The organism is Saccharopolyspora hattusasensis (assembly GCF_050972075.1).
Lineage (GTDB): Bacteria > Actinomycetota > Actinomycetes > Mycobacteriales > Pseudonocardiaceae > Saccharopolyspora > Saccharopolyspora hattusasensis.
On record NZ_JBPCDC010000001.1, the window covers coordinates 3,016,129 to 3,034,172 of the forward strand.

General features: G+C 65.6%; 24 protein-coding genes and 2 pseudogenes. 6 read left to right on the forward strand and 20 right to left on the reverse strand.

The annotated features are described in order from the left end of the window. Window positions 1-109 precede the first annotated feature (109 nt). From ACRXBZ_RS13550 to ACRXBZ_RS13600, 11 genes are all read right to left on the reverse strand, one after another. A complete protein-coding gene (locus ACRXBZ_RS13550; protein ID WP_433879434.1) occupies window positions 110-1,210 on the reverse strand; it encodes an ATP synthase subunit B family protein in 1,101 nt (366 codons plus the stop codon). Beyond that, a complete protein-coding gene (locus ACRXBZ_RS13555; RefSeq protein ID WP_433879435.1) occupies window positions 1,210-1,473 on the reverse strand; it encodes a hypothetical protein in 264 nt (87 codons plus the stop codon). The genes ACRXBZ_RS13550 and ACRXBZ_RS13555 overlap by 1 nt, the downstream gene beginning before the upstream one ends. Then, the gene (locus ACRXBZ_RS13560) at window positions 1,470-1,814 is read right to left on the reverse strand and encodes a hypothetical protein (RefSeq protein WP_433879436.1); all 345 of its coding nucleotides are present in this window, start codon (window positions 1,812-1,814) and stop codon (window positions 1,470-1,472) included. Before ACRXBZ_RS13560 ends, ACRXBZ_RS13555 begins: the two co-directional genes overlap by 4 nt. Window positions 1,815-1,903: 89 nt before the next feature. Further along, the gene (locus ACRXBZ_RS13565) at window positions 1,904-2,110 is read right to left on the reverse strand and encodes a hypothetical protein (RefSeq protein ID WP_433879437.1); all 207 of its coding nucleotides are present in this window, start codon (window positions 2,108-2,110) and stop codon (window positions 1,904-1,906) included. An 11-nt stretch (window positions 2,111-2,121) separates the two neighbouring features. Further along, window positions 2,122-2,640: a hypothetical protein gene (locus ACRXBZ_RS13570; protein ID WP_433879438.1), complete on the reverse strand. Its 519-nt coding sequence runs from the start codon at window positions 2,638-2,640 to the stop codon at window positions 2,122-2,124. A 51-nt stretch (window positions 2,641-2,691) separates the two neighbouring features. Continuing rightward, the gene (locus ACRXBZ_RS13575) at window positions 2,692-3,129 is read right to left on the reverse strand and encodes a RapZ C-terminal domain-containing protein (protein WP_433879439.1); all 438 of its coding nucleotides are present in this window, start codon (window positions 3,127-3,129) and stop codon (window positions 2,692-2,694) included. A 26-nt stretch (window positions 3,130-3,155) separates the two neighbouring features. Beyond that, a complete protein-coding gene (locus tag ACRXBZ_RS13580; RefSeq protein WP_433879440.1) occupies window positions 3,156-4,199 on the reverse strand; it encodes a hypothetical protein in 1,044 nt (347 codons plus the stop codon). 14 nt (window positions 4,200-4,213) lie between these two features. Further along, the gene (locus tag ACRXBZ_RS13585; RefSeq protein ID WP_433879441.1) at window positions 4,214-5,041 is read right to left on the reverse strand and encodes a DUF4097 family beta strand repeat-containing protein; all 828 of its coding nucleotides are present in this window, start codon (window positions 5,039-5,041) and stop codon (window positions 4,214-4,216) included. Window positions 5,042-5,076: 35 nt separating this feature from the next. Then, complete coding sequence (locus ACRXBZ_RS13590) at window positions 5,077-5,538, reverse strand: DUF3307 domain-containing protein (protein ID WP_433879442.1); 462 nt, start codon at window positions 5,536-5,538, stop codon at window positions 5,077-5,079. A 273-nt stretch (window positions 5,539-5,811) separates the two neighbouring features. Beyond that, on the reverse strand, window positions 5,812-6,462 hold the full coding sequence (locus ACRXBZ_RS13595) for a hypothetical protein (RefSeq protein ID WP_433879443.1): 651 nt from the start codon (window positions 6,460-6,462) through the stop codon (window positions 5,812-5,814). A gap of 447 nt (window positions 6,463-6,909) precedes the next feature. Beyond that, window positions 6,910-7,365, reverse strand: coding sequence for a hypothetical protein (locus ACRXBZ_RS13600; RefSeq protein ID WP_433879444.1), 456 nt, complete (start codon window positions 7,363-7,365; stop codon window positions 6,910-6,912). 109 nt (window positions 7,366-7,474) lie between these two features. Here ACRXBZ_RS13600 and ACRXBZ_RS13605 point away from each other — a divergent pair, with 109 nt between their 5' ends. Beyond that, window positions 7,475-7,864: a GntR family transcriptional regulator gene (locus ACRXBZ_RS13605; RefSeq protein ID WP_433879445.1), complete on the forward strand. Its 390-nt coding sequence runs from the start codon at window positions 7,475-7,477 to the stop codon at window positions 7,862-7,864. A 26-nt stretch (window positions 7,865-7,890) separates the two neighbouring features. Here the strand turns inward: ACRXBZ_RS13605 and ACRXBZ_RS13610 are convergent, their stop codons facing one another. Continuing rightward, window positions 7,891-8,100 (reverse strand): hypothetical protein, encoded by a 210-nt coding sequence (locus ACRXBZ_RS13610; protein ID WP_433879446.1) that lies wholly within the window; start codon window positions 8,098-8,100, stop codon window positions 7,891-7,893. Between the two features lie 199 nt (window positions 8,101-8,299). Here ACRXBZ_RS13610 and ACRXBZ_RS13615 point away from each other — a divergent pair, with 199 nt between their 5' ends. Together ACRXBZ_RS13615 and ACRXBZ_RS13620 are read left to right on the forward strand one after the other, a co-directional pair. Beyond that, on the forward strand, window positions 8,300-9,040 hold the full coding sequence (locus ACRXBZ_RS13615; protein WP_433879447.1) for a helix-turn-helix domain-containing protein: 741 nt from the start codon (window positions 8,300-8,302) through the stop codon (window positions 9,038-9,040). Window positions 9,041-9,052: 12 nt separating this feature from the next. Beyond that, on the forward strand, window positions 9,053-9,529 hold the full coding sequence (locus ACRXBZ_RS13620; RefSeq protein ID WP_433879448.1) for an NUDIX domain-containing protein: 477 nt from the start codon (window positions 9,053-9,055) through the stop codon (window positions 9,527-9,529). Here ACRXBZ_RS13620 and ACRXBZ_RS13625 read toward each other — a convergent pair. Both ACRXBZ_RS13625 and ACRXBZ_RS13630 read right to left on the reverse strand, forming a co-directional pair. Continuing rightward, window positions 9,517-10,068 (reverse strand): HD domain-containing protein, encoded by a 552-nt coding sequence (locus tag ACRXBZ_RS13625; RefSeq protein ID WP_433879449.1) that lies wholly within the window; start codon window positions 10,066-10,068, stop codon window positions 9,517-9,519. The genes ACRXBZ_RS13620 and ACRXBZ_RS13625 overlap by 13 nt on opposite strands. A gap of 744 nt (window positions 10,069-10,812) precedes the next feature. Further along, window positions 10,813-11,538 (reverse strand): SDR family NAD(P)-dependent oxidoreductase, encoded by a 726-nt coding sequence (locus ACRXBZ_RS13630; protein WP_433879450.1) that lies wholly within the window; start codon window positions 11,536-11,538, stop codon window positions 10,813-10,815. 54 nt (window positions 11,539-11,592) lie between these two features. Between ACRXBZ_RS13630 and ACRXBZ_RS13635 the strand changes: the two genes are divergently transcribed. After that, window positions 11,593-12,150, forward strand: coding sequence for a MarR family winged helix-turn-helix transcriptional regulator (locus ACRXBZ_RS13635; RefSeq protein ID WP_433879451.1), 558 nt, complete (start codon window positions 11,593-11,595; stop codon window positions 12,148-12,150). Window positions 12,151-12,385: 235 nt separating this feature from the next. Here ACRXBZ_RS13635 and ACRXBZ_RS13640 read toward each other — a convergent pair whose 3' ends face one another. Continuing rightward, a complete protein-coding gene (locus ACRXBZ_RS13640) occupies window positions 12,386-13,138 on the reverse strand; it encodes a FadR/GntR family transcriptional regulator (protein ID WP_433879452.1) in 753 nt (250 codons plus the stop codon). A gap of 73 nt (window positions 13,139-13,211) precedes the next feature. Then, window positions 13,212-13,349, reverse strand: coding sequence for a hypothetical protein (locus ACRXBZ_RS13645; RefSeq protein WP_433884142.1), 138 nt, complete (start codon window positions 13,347-13,349; stop codon window positions 13,212-13,214). Window positions 13,350-13,441: 92 nt separating this feature from the next. On the opposite strand from ACRXBZ_RS13645, the gene ACRXBZ_RS13650 reads away from it, so the two are divergent. Beyond that, window positions 13,442-13,573, forward strand: coding sequence for a hypothetical protein (locus ACRXBZ_RS13650; protein WP_433884143.1), 132 nt, complete (start codon window positions 13,442-13,444; stop codon window positions 13,571-13,573). Window positions 13,574-13,599: 26 nt separating this feature from the next. Here ACRXBZ_RS13650 and ACRXBZ_RS13655 read toward each other — a convergent pair. After that, a pseudogene (locus ACRXBZ_RS13655) lies at window positions 13,600-14,464 on the reverse strand (flagellar biosynthesis protein FlgA); the annotation flags it as partial. Window positions 14,465-14,832: 368 nt separating this feature from the next. Between ACRXBZ_RS13655 and ACRXBZ_RS13660 the strand changes: the two are divergent. Next, window positions 14,833-15,384: a GNAT family N-acetyltransferase gene (locus ACRXBZ_RS13660; RefSeq protein WP_168585145.1), complete on the forward strand. Its 552-nt coding sequence runs from the start codon at window positions 14,833-14,835 to the stop codon at window positions 15,382-15,384. Window positions 15,385-16,371: 987 nt separating this feature from the next. Here ACRXBZ_RS13660 and ACRXBZ_RS13665 read toward each other — a convergent pair. From ACRXBZ_RS13665 to ACRXBZ_RS13675, 3 genes and pseudogenes are all read right to left on the reverse strand, one after another. Beyond that, window positions 16,372-17,284, reverse strand: a pseudogene (locus ACRXBZ_RS13665) (solute symporter family protein); the annotation flags it as partial. Beyond that, window positions 17,281-17,478 (reverse strand): DUF485 domain-containing protein, encoded by a 198-nt coding sequence (locus ACRXBZ_RS13670; RefSeq protein ID WP_433883869.1) that lies wholly within the window; start codon window positions 17,476-17,478, stop codon window positions 17,281-17,283. The pseudogene ACRXBZ_RS13665 and the gene ACRXBZ_RS13670, both read right to left, overlap by 4 nt. Before the next feature lie 3 nt (window positions 17,479-17,481). Next, window positions 17,482-17,706 carry a DUF485 domain-containing protein gene (locus ACRXBZ_RS13675; RefSeq protein ID WP_433879453.1) on the reverse strand — a complete coding sequence of 75 codons (225 nt, stop codon included), beginning with the start codon at window positions 17,704-17,706 and terminating at the stop codon, window positions 17,482-17,484. Window positions 17,707-18,044 lie beyond the last annotated feature (338 nt).

An 18,044-nucleotide genomic window follows, 5' to 3' on the forward strand; every position in this document is an offset into this window, starting at 1 on the left:
CATGTCGTTTCACCTCTCGGCGGTGCCGGTTGGGCGGAAAAAGGGATAGGTCGGCCCCGCCCCAACGCTTGCGTGCGGCGGGGCCAACGTGGGTTCAGCGGGGGGGTTGTTAGGCGGCGGTGGGGGTTGCGGGGTTGCCGTCGGTGTCATCGCGGCGCAGTTCCCGGATGACGTCCTGCGCGGTTCCGGCGCGGACCCCGAGGAACGCTTGGACCTTGCGGCGGCTGGGCTTCGCGGGCAGATCGCCGTCGCGGATGGCCTGACGCACCCGGTCGAGATGAACGCTCACGGCCGGGTCCACCGTGGTTCCCGCGCTGGTGTCTGTGTCGGGTGTTTGTGCTGTTCCCGACGGTTCCGACGCCTCGTCGAGCAGGGCACGCAGCTCCGCGTCGAACTCGGCATCCTCACCGGCCACAGGGAGGCCGGGAACCACCGTGGGAACCAGTCGCGACCGCAGCCGCCCTTCCAGGGTGACCATGCCCGGGGTGTAGAGCAGCCGCACCGTCCCATCCGTGGCGAGCTCGCCCACCGCCCGGCGCACCGCGGCCCGTTCCATCCGGGTCACCCGCCGGACCGCCACCCGGTTCGTGCGGGCGGCGCGGCGTTCGGCCGCGCTGCGGCGGGTCCGCATCGGCGCGGCGGTGATCAGCTGATGCGCTACCACCCCGCCGACGCTGACCAGGGCCATGACCACGCCGTCGCCGACACCACCATCGGGCATGGTCAGGCCGTGGATGAAGTTGAGGACCCCGGCGACGGCAGCGAAAAACCAGATCCCGACCTGCAACCACCCCGTGGGGCGCGGCGTCTCGCTCTTGCGGGCGGCGTGGGAGGCGAACGCGAACGCCCACATCGCCGCCTCACTGAACAGCGGCAGTCCCCAGCCGACCGGGCCGTAAACGTCCTTGCCGTAGGCGGCCATCGCGGTCCAGGCCATCACCGCCGGCACCACCACGATCACGCTCAACGCCAGCTCGACCACGTGCCCCGACAGCCACCCGGCCGCCGAACCCAACGCCTTGGCACGACGCTCGGCGTTCTCGCGCTTCTCGTTCTTCTTGGCCTTCCGGTTCTCGCGGGCCTGCTCGCCGTTCGCGGCGATCAGCTTCGTCTGCGCGTCGGCGAACTTCACCGCTGCCTCGGCCTTGGCCGTCTCGGCCTGCCCGGCCGCCGCCAACCGTTCGGCCTTGTGGTCGTAGTACGTCGTCATCACGCCACCTCCAGCGGTCGCGGCAAGCGGGGAGCCGGAACGTGGCGGCCGGCGGCATCAGCCGCAGCGATCGTCAGGTAGGCCAGCGCCACCAGCGGGAACACCGCCATCAGCACGGCGGTACGCACCGCACCCGACACCAGCGCCGCCACCAGCAGACCCACCACCGGCAGTCCGGCGGTGAACACACCGAGGAACAGGAACCGGACACCGAGGATCAGCAGCCCCAACGTGATCACCAGGGCTTCCACCAGCGTTTTCATGCCGTGACCTCCTTCGACCCGGTGGATCCGGTGGTTTCGGTTTCCGGGCACCGTGAGCAGAACCGCATCCGGTACGTGAGCAGCTCGGCGACGTCCTGGCGCATGACGTGCAGCCACTTCGACCAGTCGTGCCCGTACTCGCCGCACCACCGGCGCGCCTCGCAGACGTCGCACCGCAGACGGCCGTTATCGCCGACCACCCAGGTCAGTTCGTCGTGGTACGGCGTGGTGATCTCCTTCGCCGCCTCGACGGCGGTCCGGAAATGCACGACACCATCGACGTGCGCGCCGTACAGGTCGCCGCAGTCGTCACAACGGGCCGTGACACAAAGCTCTAGCATCGGAATTCCTCTCGATCGGTTCGCTGATCGGTGGGAAGCCCGGCCCAGCAGGCAGTTCTTGGCGGGACAGCTGCTGGGCCGGGGCGCAACTAGCGGGCGCTGTAGCCCTCGGCGACGTACTTCGCGGCCAACCGGTCCGGCAACAGGCCCTTGTCGATCGCGGCCAGCTCGGCGAATGCCTGCGCGTACGTCACCCGGTTCTCGCAGAGGAGGCGGTCGTAGCGCTGGTTCTTACGCTCGTTGTCCTCGGCGGCCTTGCGCAGCAGGCCTGCGGCTTCTTCCAGGTAGCGGCTCATTGCTCTTGTCCTCACTGCTCGCTGTTGATCTGGGGGGTCACGGCTTCCGGGGCCGCGCAGAACGCTGTGATGAAGGTGCGGCGAACTTCAGCCGCCCACGTCCGGGAGATCGTCGGCGTAGGGCCGCCGATGTTGCTGGTGGTCCTGCCATCCGGCGGGGTGTCATTCATCGCCTGCACCGAGCGGTAGCCGAGCGGGCTGGTCTTCAGCACGCTCAAGGCGTCCCACACCTGCTCAGCGCGCACCCGCACCGCCCGCCGCCGCGGCCAACCCGTGATCGCCCCGCAGAGCTTCCGGGCGTCAGCGCCGCGCTCGGCGACAACCCGCAGGTGCTCCGTCTTCTCGTCGTAGGTCGCAGGCGTCGACTCGTTCACGGTCATGGCCATCCTCTCGGTCTTGCTCATCGCTTCCTCGCTTTCCATGCGGCTATGCAGCCGGGGCAGGTGGTCCCGCCGCCGAACCAGCTCTCCCGGTAATGGCCCGACGGGAACGTCTGGCCACACCAGCCGGTCACCGACCCGTCCCACCACGACCGCTTCCACAACTTGTGCTTGATCTCGTCCATGCCCTTACCTCCCGGCTTAGAGCTGCTGCCCGTACTGCTCGGTGTTGTCGAGGCGCTGGTGGGTTCCTGCGGGCAGGACCTCGCGGTCGATGTCGCGGTGGCTGACGGCGGCGTTGATCCCTCCGATGACCACAGCGGCCGCGATGCCTTCGGCGATGGCCACGCTGCGGTGCCGGCCACCGACACAGCCGACCGCGACCAACACCTGGTTCGTAGCGGCAGAGGCGTTGAGGAGGTTGCGCACCAGATCGGCGGTGTCCTCGATCAACCGCAGGACACCGGGGGTGTCGAGCACGTGATCCCGCACCACCGGGTCCTGCCCGGTCAGGTACCGCATCGCGGGGTCGTGGTGCGGATTACGGAAGCGCCGGCGCACGTCAAGCGTGATGTCAGCGCGCGGGGCCGGGGCGTGGCCATAGCCGAAGCTGATGGCCACGACGCGAACGGGCTTCATGGTGGTGTCCTCCATCGTGGTCAGATTCAGAGACGCTGGCCGTACTGCTCGATCTCGGAGACCGCGCCCGAGACCAGCTGGTGCAGCTCGGTGATGCGCTGCTCGGCCAGCTCCTGGAACAGGGCGATGACCTGCTGAACTTCGTGCTGCCCGGACTCACCAAGCGCCATGTGCAGGTGCCCGGCGATCTCTCCGGCCCACTGCTGGACCTGCGCCAACGCGCCCTGGATCTGCTCGCCCTTGCTGCTGGTGTTGGAGATCGCGGCCAGGACTTCTTCGATACCCATGGTGTTTCCTCCCGTTGCCGTGGTGGTGTTTGAGGTGGTGGTGTTTGGGGTGGTGGTGCGGGGTTTCGGGACCCGAGTGGGGGCGATCTGGTGGGCGGTGTTGACGACTCGCCGGACCTGGTCGCCATCCATGCGGCCGTTGGTCAGCAGTTCTCGGGCGACCGTGGTGATCTGTGCCCAGTGCTCGGCGATGACCCGGTTCGCGTCGGCGCGGCCGGTTTTCATCACCTGCCGCATCGGCACATTCCCGTTGACAGCCGCCTCTAGGGCCAGGGCGTCACCCGAGCCGCCGTAGGCGACATCGAGCCGGTTGGGATGGGTGTCCTGCCCGCGCTCGACAAGCCAGCGTTCGTTGGCGACGACGCCCGCCGTGACCATCGCGGCGTAGTCGTTCAACGTCGACGCCTCAAGGCTCGGGACGTCGAAATACGCGGCTCCGGTGACGTTCGCGGTGAAGCCGCCCGCAAGGTCCGATTCGTGCTCGCCCACAACGACGTTGTCCAGCGTCATCCCGAGGCGTGTGCCGACGACGGCGTGCGCCGCCTCGTGCACCGCGGTGTACTCCCGCCGCTCGTCCTCGGACAGGAACGGCAGCGGCAGGCCGATCACGACGTCATGCGTGCCCAGCTTGGCGCGCATGGCGTCGACACGGTCGATGCAGTCCTGGCAGTGCCGGAAATCCTTGCGAATCAGCGGGACAAACCGCTGCCCCCACCCGTTCTTCATGATGTCGTACTGGCAGGAGTCGCAGATCACGTCGGCGTAGCGGGCGTTCGGTTCCATCTCGCGGTACTCGCTCAGTTCCGCGGGGTGCGGACACGGCCGGATACCGACGTGGCGTGGGCGTTCACGCGCACCCCGTCGTAGGCGGTGATGAGGATGTCGCCGGAGACGGTGCGGGCGGTGATCTCCGCGTCGTGCGCGACACGCAGCCGCACATCGCCCGACGTTGAGGTGAGATGGGCGTGGGTGCCGATGAGCCGCCCGGCGTCGAGGTCGCCGGAGATGCTGCGGGCCCGGATGTCGTGGGCCTCGCCGATCCTCACCTCACCCGAGGTCGTCTCAGCGTCGACCGCGTTGGCGGTGTCGACCGCGACGGCACCGGAGATGCTGCGTGCCCGCAGCTGATCGGTGGAGAAGACATAGAGGCCGCCCGAGGTCGACTGGAAGTCCACCGTCGGCAGGTGCACGTTGGCCACGACGCCGGCTGACACGGTGGTCGCCTTCAGCCGGGAGCCGTGCGGCAGGCGGGCGGTGACCTTCACCCCGCCGCCCCCAACGGTGCGCGTGCTGCGGTTTCCACTGATGATCTGGCCGTTGACGATGACCACGCCGGTCACGACCGCACCCCGGCCGACGTGCCCGAAACTCTGGTGGACGACCGTGCTTCCAGTGCCCAGCACGGTCGGTTCCGGGTGCGGGATCCGCAGGTCCAGCACCGAACCACGGCTGGTGTGCCGGGTACGGCTGATCAGGTCGGCCGCGACCTCGTCACCGGCCACGACCGGTTCCAGCAGGATCTCAGCCCGCTCGCGGTCCTCCAGCAGGATCTCGACCTGGCCGGCGGCCATGTCCAGCTCGAACGTCATCGCCCCGAGCTCGGTGTGGATGATGCGCTTGTTCACAGCAAAAGTCCCTTCAATCCAGGAGAAAAGGCAGCTCAGACGGCGGTGATCAGTGCGGCAACGAACAGCCACGCCCAGTGCCAGGACTGATCCAGCACATAGGCACCCGTGCCGAGAGAGGGGTTGTCGTCGTGGCCGGTGCGAGGTGCGCCGAGGCGGTAGAACCCGGCCTTGCCTAGCAGCTCGGCCAGGCGGAAGAGGGTGAAGCGGCGGTCGGCCCAGTAGTGCGTCACCGCCGAGACCAGCTGCCCGGCCACGAACCCGACCGGGGAAATCGGCAGGCCCAGCACCGTCCACGCCAGGCCCACCGCCAGAGCGGTGACCAGCGTGTAGCTCGCCACGTGCTTGAAGCACGCCCACCGACCCGACCCGTCCGGGCGGCCCTTGTTCGCAGCCTGGTGTGAGGTCTGTACCCAGTGATCGGCCACGTTGTGCGCCACCAACAGGGTCGGCAGCACCGCCGCGAACGTCACTGCGGCATCGAGATAAGCGGTCATCACGCCGCACCCCCGGCGTGACGAGCCTCGATCTTCCTGGCCTCGCCTCGCTCAGCAGCTCGTCCGCAGCGGCAAGCACCGCGTACGCCAGCGGCATCGACTGGTGAGCCAACGACGCGACCAAGCTCTTGTAGAGCCGCGCCAGATTGCGGCGAGCAGCTACCGCCCGAGCCGGGTCTTCCGAAACCAGCACCCGCATGAACTCGTTGTAGGCACGGTCGATGTTCCCTGTGAGCAGGTCCTTCGGCACGGAGATCTTCTTCAAGGCAGCCATCACGCCACCGCCTTCGGGGCCGTGGTGCCGCTGATCCGCTGTGCAGCCAACTGAGCCGACACCACCGGGCCGAATCCCTTGTCCAGGAGCGCATGCGCGATCTTCTGCGCCTGCCGCATGTCGAAGACATCCAACTCCAGCAACGTCTCCCGGATCCGGTGCGCATCGATCTCGGCCACCAGCTTCGGGTCGCACTTCGGGCCGTCGGAGTGGGTCCACTGTCCGCCCGTGTAGGTGTTGATCGTCCGGTCGCAGTGGGCGCAGGCGGCAACGTCGCTGCCGTACCACACGCCGGGGTGCGCGCTGGGGCGCCGCAGGGTGGGCGTGTTGTCGGGGGCAGTGGCGGTACGGGGGTGACGGCCCTTGGTGGCCGTCCACGCCTCGTCAGAGCGCAGCTGCGCCCGCTGCCAGGAGTTCCACGCAAGCCGGGTCCGCTCGACCGCAGCCTCGTGCGCGGACATTTCCTTATCCCGTGCCCTGCGGTAGTCGAGTCGGTTGGGCCGCTTGGCCAGCAACTGGTTCAACGAATCAAGCCGCCTCGCCGACGCGGCCATAGCCTTACGAGCCTCCAAATACCCCGCGCAGGCACGCTCTTCCGACAGCCGAAAAGCCATCAGAACAGTGTCGTGACCATTGGTTTCCTGTTCCATCACAGTTACTCCCTTGTCAGCATGAATAAGTGCTCAAAATTGACGCTTGTTTGTCAGCGAAAAGGTGGGGCGCGGCACCGTCAGCACCACGCCCCACTACCGCACACACGGCCATGACCAGCGGAAACGGGCATGGATGGCGTGCGGCAACGTCTTCCCCGTTGCGGGAAGACACGGGGCGAGTGGTCGCGGAAAAACCACGACAACACCTCGCCCCGACACTCGGCACGAATACCCAATCGTGCCGAAAAAGAGCGCAAAATATCCACTATGGAGTTCTCTCGCGTAACGATTGCACCGCCAGACGAATTACCCATCAGCTCCCGAAAACCGGGCTACCTTAAGAACGTCGAGTGCAATGGCCCCTGTGTTCTAGTACTTGGAGCGACCGCCTAACGCCGCGCGAGCGACGCAAAACACAAACCAAAAATCAGAAAACAGCCGCGCTTATCGCTCAGTCCTCAACGCAGCGGCGCGACGCAGCACGTCAGCACCGAAGCTGGCCGGGCCCTTGCTGAACCCGTGCTCGGTGACGATCTCCAACACAGCAAAGTTCACGCCTTTGAGGTGGTTCCACAGCTTCAGCCGCTGCCCACCACCCAGGTGCACGACGATGGACGCCCTGACAAAGGTGCGGTCGTAGCTGCGTTCCAGATTGACGTCAGTGCCCAGGTGCTCCGCCCACGCGGCCAAATCCGCCATGACGGACCCACCGATCCCGGGCGGCAACTGCGCCTCCACCTCGGTGCCGTCGATGCGCAGGGCCACGATCGGAGGCAGGGCCGGGAGAGCACGCACGGTCAACCACGCGGCCAACTCAGCGGCCGTCTCAGCCATCACCTGGTTCTGGTCGGTGCCGTGGGGGTGGACCACGCCGTAAGCCTGCTGCGTCATCTGGATCATCTCACTCTCTCCTGATGTCTTGCGACATTGTCGATGTATGAAGACATTAAGGGTGGCGGGGTTCCCTGTCAACCCCATGTCTTAAGACGATTCGCGGTACTCTGATCACGTGGTTGCGAACGAAGCCCAAGAGGACAAACGCCCAGCTAGCCGACGTGTTGCAGACGCGTTACTTGAGTTGATCCACGCCGGCGAACTTGCGCCGGGCGATCCGCTGCCGACATACCGGCAGCTCGCGAAAGAGCACGATGTCGCAGTGAACACTGCGATGCACGCAGTACGTTTGCTGCGAGAGTCCGGCGTTGTCACCAACCGGCCGCACGCTGGTGCGAGGGTCAGCGACCGAACGGAAGACGTGGACATCGCCAAGGAACTCGGGCGCGCACGCGCCGAGGTTGGCGAGCTGCGAGACCAGGTTCAGCGTGCCAATGCCAAATTGGCAGACCTTGAAGAACGGCTTGGTTCGATCGTCGATCGAGTCCGCAAGGTCGAACAGTAGAGAGGCTGGCTGGTCGGCCTCGCGCCCTACTGGCCGATGACTCCCTGCAGGAAGGTGGCAACCCCCTCGGCGGCGGCAGTTGCCGTCGCCCACCCTTCCTTCACCCACTGCGCGGCATCCGTCGGGTGTTTCACCACCAGGATCACCACTGCGGCCACGAACAGCAGGCCGAGCACCTTCTTGCCAGTGCCGCCACCCTTTGGCATCTGGAACGGCATCATCTGGTTCTTCGCCATTTCGACCTCCATCGGTTCGCCCCGCGACACCCTCGGCCAGGTGTCGGTGTTCCGGGGTTCCGTCTTGCATGGCAACAAGTTCACGCCAGATCAGCGGACGTTCCAACGGGTCTTTCAAGGTCACTTGAAAACGTCTTTCCAGCTCTATATGGTCCCTACAACGTCCCAAATTCGTCCTAGAAACGTCCCTGGGGGTGGGGTGGCTAACGAGCGACTACGTGCCGCGATTCGCGCTGCTGGGCTGACACTGGGAGAAGTCGCACAGCACACCGGAGTTGACGAGAAGACAGCAGAGCGCTGGATCACCAGGGAGCGGGTACCGCACCGCCGGACACGCCAGAAGGTCGCGGAGCTGGTCAAAACAGCGGAAGTCCAGCTCTGGCCCTCCCTGGCAAACGACCTGTACACACGGCCGAACGAGGAAACCGAGCTGGTACACCTCTACCAGTCCCGCTCGTCCGTGCCGTACGCACTGTGGAACGAGCTGATCGCTGGCGTCCAGGAACGCATGGAGGTGCTGGTATTCAGCGGACAATTCTTGGTCGAGCAGCACGACATCTTGCCGATCATTAAGCGGAAAGCCGAGGAAGGCGCAGTCTTCCGGTTCGCCGTCGGCGATGAGAAGTCCGCAGCCGTCATTCAGCGAGCCGTCGAGGAGGGAACAACTGGCGGACTCGAAGGGAGAATTCAGATGATGCGTCGCTACCTGAGCAAAGTTGCTGGACTGCCGAACGTTGAAGTACGTACGCACGGCACGATCCTTTACAACTCGCTCTATCGATTCGATGACCAACTACTGGTCAACGGCCATGCTTTCGGCGCGCTTGCTGGCGAAAACCCGGTCATGCATCTACGTCGAGTCCCAGGCGGCTCGATGTGGGAGCACTACATGCGTTCGTTCGAGCGGGTCTGGCAAGAGGCCACACCCGACACAATCTAATGGAGAGCCAAAGTGGCCCGTATCGACTACTTCAACGATCCCACCGCCCCGGCAGCGAACTCGGTAGTTCCGTCAGTCACGGCCGCGATCCGCAACAGCGCTGGCGAGATCCTGTTGATTCACAAAATTGACAACGATCGTTGGGCTATTCCAGGCGGAGGACACGACGCCGGGGAGTACATCACCGACACGGTCATGCGCGAGGTCAAAGAAGAAACCGGCTTGGATGTCGAGGTCTTGCGGCTGACCGGCGTTTACACCAACCCGAACCACGTCATGGCCTATGACGATGGCGAAGTACGACAGCAGTTCTCGCTCTGCTTCGCGTGCCGCTGGGTCGGCGGTGAGCCGCGGGAAGACGGCAGCGAAACGAAAGAGGTCCGCTGGGTTTCCCCTGCGGACCTCGATCAACTGAATATCCACCCGTCGATGCGCCTGCGAATCGACCACGCCTTGGACGAATCGCGCACGGAACCCTATCTGGGCTGAGCCTCCGCAAGCCGTTTTTCGGTCCGGGTAACGGATTCAGCGAGCGCGGGGCGCGCCTTAACCCAAGTTCGGTGAACGGGATCATCGGGTGCGTAGCGGCTGAGAATCTCGTCGATTCGCTGGTCGTAGCTCAGCCGCTCGCCACCTGGCCCAGTCGTTAGGTCAGCTGTAACGAGCGCGTCCAGCAACACGGAATCCTCGAACGGGAACTCTGAAAGCTCTTGCACCATTCCGCGTTCGGCAGCCTCGAAACGAGCGCCTGAATGGTGCGCGACAAGGTTCACCACCGCCGCCGGCCACTGCTGGCTCTGCAGCCACCGAGCCCCGTCGAGCGGGTGGAAGCGGGTGTGCCCGATCTCGGGCGAGTAGCCGATGTCGTGCAGCCACGCCGCCGCGACGAGCATGTCTCGATCCTGGGATGGGACTGCTGGGCTCAGCTCCGCCGCCCGCGCTGCGACTGCTTGGACATGCAGCCACCTCCGGCCGAGCGGTGCAACGAAGTGTTCGGCGGTCTCGGCTGCTCGCTGGGCTAGCTCCATGCGTGCTCACGCTACCTTTCTCGCTGCCGTCAGTAACTACGGTGGACGTCGGGAAATCGGGGCCCTCAGAGCGCCACAGACAAGATCGATGGGCGCGCCGAGTGTCTTTGGGTCGCGCCCGAATCAGAGCCCAACAGAGCCTGCGGCGTGCAGTTCACGTACAAGGCGACCAATCCGACGAGGCCAATAGGCCGTTGAACTGCTAAAACGTCGATACCCGGTACTGCCCTCCGGAGGCAGGTGTCACAGGTTCGAGTCCTGTCGAGGGCGCATTGCAGTGCTAGCGAGATCCGCCCCTGAGTCGGCAGAATGCCCTCAGGGGCGGGTCTGCTTTTCGGCCGGCCTGCTCGCCTGGCAGTCGTTGATCCACATCCCCGACGACGAGGCGCCCGCCGTCTTCGAGCACTTCCACCGCGCAATGCGCCCGGGCGGACCGCTCCAGCTCATGTTTCATGCTGGCGACGAGTCGCGGCTGAAGACGGAGGCTATGCCGGCCACCCGATGAGGGTCCACGTCCACCGCCGCCAGCCGGGCCAGGTGGCAACCTGGCTGCGGGAAGCCGGATTCATTGGTCGAGGCCCAAATACTGCTCGTCCCGGATGAGAATCACGCCGCCTCTCCTGATTTCCGCACATGTCCGACCTGGAACCGGAAGGCATACTGGCGCAAGAGATCAGCCCCTCGGCGGGTTGGCGGATTCTTGGGGTCCTTGCAACACCTGATGCCTATGTGGTTGCCAGTAGATCACGCAGACGCTCGGCTGGAGTTCTCCAGCCCGTGCAGGGTCTGGCCCGTGATGTGGCTCGCGCCCTCGGATGCCAGGAATTGCGCGGTCTCGGCGAGGTCGCTCGGGCGGCCCGGCCGCCCGTTGTGGGTCGAGTCGATCAGTGCCGTTCGGCGTTGTTCGCTGAGCTGCCCGTGGAAGAACCCGGTTTCCTCGATGTAGCCGGGAGCGATCAGGTTGGCCGTCAGGCCCCTCGGGCCGATCTGCGCGGACAGGCCGGCGTTCCAGGCCCCCAGCGCCGCCTTCGCCGCGCCGTAGCACGTCGAGGCGTATTCGGCGCCGATGGATCCGACGTTGATGATGGTGCCGCCCGGCCGCAGCTTGTCGAGCACGGCCGTCGTGGTGAGTACTGCGCTGAGCAGGTTGGCGTCCAGGTTTGCGCGCCACGCGTCCTTCACCTGCTCCAGGTCCGCCGGTTCCCCGGGCCGCTGGAGGTCGGTGTTGCCGCCGGCCATGTTGACCAGCACGTCGAGGTGTTCCCCAAGTTCGGCGGCCAGGTCTGCCAGCTGCCGGGGATCGGCCGCGTCGCAGGCGATCGAGCGGACGTCGAGCTCGGCCGCCGCGGCCGCCAGCCGTTCCTGGTCGCGGCCGGTGATGATCACGGTGTCCCCGTCAGCGCGGAATCTTGCCGCCACGGCCTTGCCGATTCCGCTACCGCCTCCGGTCACCAGCACGATGCGGTTCACTGTTGACCCCAAAATGATACGTTTAGAGCTAAACATATCGCGGGAGGGTTGTCGATGTCCAACGGTTCAGACGCCGAGGGTTATCCGCTCGCTTCGATCTCCACGTGGCCGGCGGCGGACATCGCCACCGCCTGGCAACGCGAACTCCCCGGCGTGAACACGGATTCCATCGAGGTCATCACCGCGATCTGGCGCATCGCGAAGGTCCTCGCCGACGACCGGCGGCGCACCCTTAACAAGCTCGGGATCGATCCGTCCACGCTGGACCTGCTCAGCGTGATCCGCCGCGCCGGGCCGCCGTACGAACTCACCACCCGCGAGATCACCCGCCGAACGCTGGTCACCCCCGGCGCGGTCTCCCAGCGCATCGCCCGGGCCGAACAGGCCGGGCTGGTCGCCCGAGCACCATCGACGGCATCGCGCCGAGCGGTGGCCGTCCGGCTGACCGACTCCGGTCACCGCCTCATCGAAGCCACCGTGCGCGAGCTGCTCGAACACGAGTCGCAGCTGATCAGCGCGCTCGGCGCGGCCGAACGTGCGTCCATCACCGGATTCCTCGCCAAGCTCGAACAGTCGCTCGTCGGACCGCCCCGGAACGAATCGGCGGGGTGAGCATCGTCCACTTCGGACTCGTTTCGGGGTCCTGCTCCGCCGGTTCAGCTTCCAGGTTGGGGCGGGGTGCCGAACAGATTCCACCTGCCGGGGCCCACGTTAGGTGACAGGAAGGTTCCCATGCTCCACCCGCCCGCAGAAGGCGAATCGCTGCCCAACAGCTCCGAAGCCGAACTGCGCCAGGTGACGCCGAAGTTCGCGGGCTGAACCGCTCCGGCACGTGATGGGCTTGCGGTCACTGATCGCTCTCGGCTCCGCCGGAGAACGAGCCGAGCTCGTAGAAGTCGTTGATGTGGCCGCGGACGAGTTCGACAGCCCGCGGCGCGTCGTGCTCCTCGATGACCCGCAGGATCTCCCGGTGCTCGGCGCGCACCGCCTTCGCGGTCTCGCGCCAGTCCGCCAGCTGCTCGTACGCGTCGATCATCTGGCGTTGGATGACGGTGCGCAGCGAGCTCATCAGGTAGGAGGCCAGCGAGTTCCCGGTGGATTCCGCGACCCGCACGTGGAATTCGGTATCCAGCCGGTTGAAGTCGCGGGCGGTGAGCTCAGGCGCGTCCATCTGGTCCAGGATGCCGCGCAACGCTTCGTGGTCCTCGTGGGTTGCGTTGCGCGCCGCGTCGGCGACCGCCCACTCCTCCAGCATCAGCCGGGTGCGGAGGACGTCGGTGTCGCTGAAATGCCCGAGCGCCAACTGCATCTTCAGCAGGATCGCGAAGCCCTCACCGGGACGGCCGACGAACACCGTCCCGCCTTCGGGGCCGCGGCCGGGCCGAACTTCGACAATGCCGAGCGCTTCCAGCACGCGCAGCGCCTCGCGCAGCGACGGGCGGCTGACGCCGAGGAGCTGTGAGAGTTCACGTTCGCTGGGCAGCCGGTCGCCCGGGGCGAGCAGCCCCTCCAGCATGCGCTGCTCGATCTGCGCCATGACCTGCTCGTAAGTGCGGACCTTGCGCACCGGCTCCCATGAGCTCGGGCTCGCGGAACTCATGCTTCTCCTCGATCTCCAGCGGTGGTGCCCAGGACCGCTCTACCTTACGGGCGACGTCCGCCGCTGTCCGGCGTCAGCCGCGCGTTGTCCTTTCCAGCTCGCGCCGCAACTGCACTGCCAACATCGTTTCGTCCACTTCGACGTCGTCCCAACCGAGCACGCCGCCTTCGGGAACGTCGTTGCGCAGCTTGAAACCACGCGCCAACCCCATCGGCAACGCCGCCCGACTTCAGCGACACCTCAGCCGGGGCAAGCCTGCCGTAAACCATGTAGCCGCCCTCACCGTTGAGGATTTCCCCGGCCTTGAGCGCGCGTTTGGCGACCGAGACCACGTCGCTGCGGAAGCCGGTCGGGCATCCGGTCGCCTCGCCGCGCACTGCGGCCGAAGTGACGCTGACGCCGAGTTCGAGCCCGATCATGTGGTACGGCCGGTAAAGCGAGCCGTAGCGTCCGGTCTCATCCGTACGCACACCGTATTCGGCGAAGCACTGAACGGCGTAGTCGGTGCGCGCTTCGAAGGTGACGTAGACGCCCCAACGCAGGTCTCGCGCCACCGCGGTGCCGTCGCGGTGCAGGCTGGAGGCGATCTCGACGGTGCCCCGACGGGTCAGCTGACCGCCGATCTCTGCAGGCCGGAACATGGTTGCCAGGTCGTCGACGCCGGACGGCGGGAAGAAGACCTTCGTCCTGCGGTACCAGCCCGGTGCCGTTGGCCACGGCCGCCCTCTCGATTGCCGACTTCGTCCCATCCAGGAACGAGTTGAACATCTTCGGCTTGAAGTCCCCGCGGTCGAGCCGCTCCGGCGTGAAGCCGTAGTGGTCCCACACCGTGTCCGGGGTAAAAGCGTGGTATTCCGGCAGGTACTTCGTGCCCTTGCCCGCGGCCACCACCTCGAAGCCGACCGTGCGCGTCCAGTCGACGAGCTCGCAGATCAGCGCCGGCTGGTCGCCGTATGCCATCGAGTAGACGACCCCGGATTTCCGGGCCCGCTCGGCGAGCAGCAGCCCCACCATGCAGTCGGCCTCGACGTTGACCATCACGACGTGCCGACCGGCATTGATCGCCCGGACAGCGTGATACGTGCCTGCCACGGGATCGCCGGTGATCTCCAGGACCACGTCCAGTCCCGAAGCATCGATCAACGCATCGGCGCTGTCGGTGACATGCGTCCCGCCACTGCGCAACGCCTCGTCGAAGTCGGCCGCCGCGTAACGCTCCGCTGGCCAACCGGTGCGCTCCAGCGCTGCGCGTGCCCGCTGTGGCGCCAGATCTGCGACACCGGCGACGTGCACGCCTTCGGTGCTCAACGCCTGGGTGAGGTACATCGAAGCGAACTTCCCCGCCCCGAGCACCCCGACCCTGACCGGTCCCCGATCCCGTGCCCGCTCACCCAACAAAGTGTGGAAATTTCATCAAACCCCTTACTGGGCATACGGTCTGACCATAACTGGCGTCGAACCTAACGCCGCCCCCGCCCACCGTCAATCCGCCACAGAGGGCGACAGCATGGGAACTTTCCTGTCACCCAAACCGCGACAGCACAGTTCGGAAGCGGGACCACCGTTCTCTCAATTTGTTGAAAACGATTATCATTGCATTGCTGGAGCGGTTTCAGCCGCCTCGGCTCTGCAGCAAGGGAACCTTCCTGCCATCCGAAGCGAACACGGACCATCAAATCCCCAGAGAGGACGCGATGCAGCACAACCTCGAACACCGCATCGGCGAGTACACCCTTCGGGCCGCCAAACCATCCGACGTCGACGGCGCACGAAAGGTCATGCTCGACACCTTCTACAAGGAGTTCGGACACGGCTACGACTCGACATGGCACACGGACGTGATCGGCATCGAGCACGCTTACCTCCAAAACCCCCGGCACGCCCTGTTCGTCGCGGTCCGCAACGGCGAGGTCGCGGCGACAACCGCAGTGCGCGCCAACGGACCCAGCAGCCCGCCACATCCACAATGGATCGTCGACCACTACCCGAGCGGCGAGACCGCCCAGCTGTTCCGGGTTTACGTCGACAGAGCGCATCGCCGACACGGCCTCGCACGCGCCCTGGTTGCGATGGCTTGCGACTTCGTCGCCGACACCGACGGATATTCGGCGATCTACCTGCACACCAACCCGGCGATCGAAGGAGCCGAACCGTTCTGGCGCGCGATGGCGAAGGAAATCTACGACGCGCGCGGAGATCACCAGCACAGCCCGGCCATCCACTTCGAAATCCCGATCCCGCGCTGAATGCACCCGAGGCGGACCGCGCCAGAGACAGGAAGGTTCCCATGCTTCACCCGGACAGCGTCACCACGCTCGCCGGGCGCGATAGCCATGCGAAGGAACGCGCGGCCGCTCAACTGCAGCATGGGAGCCTTCCTGCCGGCAACAGCCGCCGAACACCACGTTCAGGAAACTTAATGCGCGAGAAAGTAGCGACACCACGGAACACCTCATACATACGGCGACAATTCGCAATTAAGGACCGCCTATAGCCCCGGTCAGCCCTCGTTACATATAATTCCAACCATCACCACACCGACCCCTACCTGCCAAGACAGATCAGTCGATCAATGTTTCCACTACATAAGAGCACAATTCTGCGTATGGACGTCGCATCAACTGCCGCGTCAACATCGATTCATCCCGAAACGACGTACCGGTGATCGGTGCGCGCCGCCTGCGGCCGACGTCGGCCCCGGAGGATAGCGAGGAGAATTGACGTGAACGTGCGTCATAAGGCTGCCGCCTCTGCTGTACTCGGCTGCTTGTCCATCGTGGCTGTCGGTGCGCTGCCAGATCATGTAGAGCATGTGCTGGCCGGTAGCAGATCTAGGCGCGACCGGCCGGCGCCTGCATGTCACCGTGGGCGAACGCAACCTGCGGGACCGACAGCCCGGAGGCCTTCTACTCCTGCTCGAACGTGATCTTTGGACGACAGGGCACCGCGCAAACCGGCGCGCTCGAGGCTCAGCAACCCGCAGGCTTGACGCCTGCCGCCTCACACGACCAAGGCACCCATGAGACCACGCGACCCGCGACTCCCGCTTCGGCTACGTCCCTCTGGGATCGCGTGATGGGCTGGTTCGCCTGACCTCGAGCCCACCCCTGGGGAGAGCATGGGAACCTTCCTGTCACGGAGGTGGCAGGAAGGTTCCCATGCTTCAGCTCACGACGAGCCGATGCCGGTGAGGGAGCGCACTTCCATCTCCGCGCTTCTCGCTCACCTGGCTTGACCGCCCCCGCCCCGTACCCGATCACCAGGGTGCACAGGTAGAACACGGCCATCGTGAAGGTCGCCCAAACCACGGAGCGCCGTGCCTGCAGCGCATCGGGCACTGTGTAGAACCGCATCAGCACATGCGGCAGCCCAGCGACGCCCAGGACCAACGCCAGCGACAGCGACACGAAGTCCAGTTTGGTCACGTCGCTCTGCCCGTACTTCGCGCCGGGCGAGAAGATCCGGTCCCCCACCAGGTTCTGCTCCGCCGCGTGCTGCAGGAGCGAGGTGATGCTGAACCCGACCTTGCCCATCAGGAACAAGGTCATCATGACCGCGCACAGCAAGAGCATGCCTGTCTTGATGATCTGCACCCAGGTGGTTCCCTTCATTCCGCCCACCAGCACGTAGACGACCATGACCACACCGACGCCGCCGATGACCAGCGCCTGGCCGCCGGAGCTGTGCACGTCGAGCAGCAACGCCACCAGGGTGCCCGCGCCAGCCATCTGGTCGATCATGTAGACGAACGAAATTACCCAATGTGGACACTGCGGCGACCGCGCGGACCGGCCGCTGCCGCATCCGGAAGCTAACTAAGCACGTCACCCATCGTGAAGCGCCCGGTGTTGCGCAGGAGTTCGGCGACCAGCAGCAGGTTGATCAGCCAGCCGACTAGGAAGCCGATCGAGCAGAGGAAGCCGTCGTAGCCGTGCACCGCGATAGCCCCGGCGATTCCGAGGAACGACGCCGCCGACAGGAAGTCCCCGGACAGGGCGATGCCGTTCTGCGCACCGGTGAACCGGCCATCGGCGGCGAAGTAGTCGGTCGCGGTGCCGGTGCTCTCACGCGGTAGACCATGTAGAGCGTGATGAGCACGAACACCCCGAAGATGCTCATGTTGAGCACCGGGTTGGTGTCGATCATCGAGGGTCCTCCCCGACCGCGTCCTGGTAGAGCGCCTGCACCCGCGGATCGATCTGGCGAGCCGCGTACCGGAGGTAGAGAGCGGTGATCAGGATCGTGGTCGCGAACTGGCCGCCCCCCATGACGAGGACGATGTTGACCTCGCCGCCGAGCCGAATGCTCATGAATTCCGGCAGGTAGGCGGCGATGATGATGACTTATCCGAGGTACCAGATGAGGAATACCGCAGTCATCGGGAAGGCGAAGCGGCGCAGCCTGGCGCGCCGGTCGAGGAATTCGGGGCTTCGCGCGATGCGCTCGTAGTCCGGTGCCGACGGTCGATGAGCTCGCGGCGCGGGCTTGTCGATCTTACCGAAGGTCGCGGCCGCTGCGGGCCCGCCGCTGGGGGTGCGCGGCGGCGGGGGCTGAGTTGCGTTGGGCATGCGTCCTTCCAAGCAGTAGAACTGCATCGACGTGGTTTCGCCCGATGCTTCGGAGTTCCCCGCGCTCCGTGGCCGATCACCTGGATCCCGCTTCGATCCGGCGATATCGAGTGGTTTACGAATCCGAGGTGTCGGTGAACCGCGCTGCCTGCGCTGCCAACCAGCCCGGAAGTCTAGCCAGCGAACCCGGCCCACACAGCGTTTTGCAACAACACAGCACACACATTGATGAATTCGTCGATCACAGTATGTGGTCAACGTGATGTGCCTGATCAGCCCCGAAGCACCATCATGCCTACCTGCTAGCACCCGAAAAAGCCTGGCGAGCAGCCAGTTTC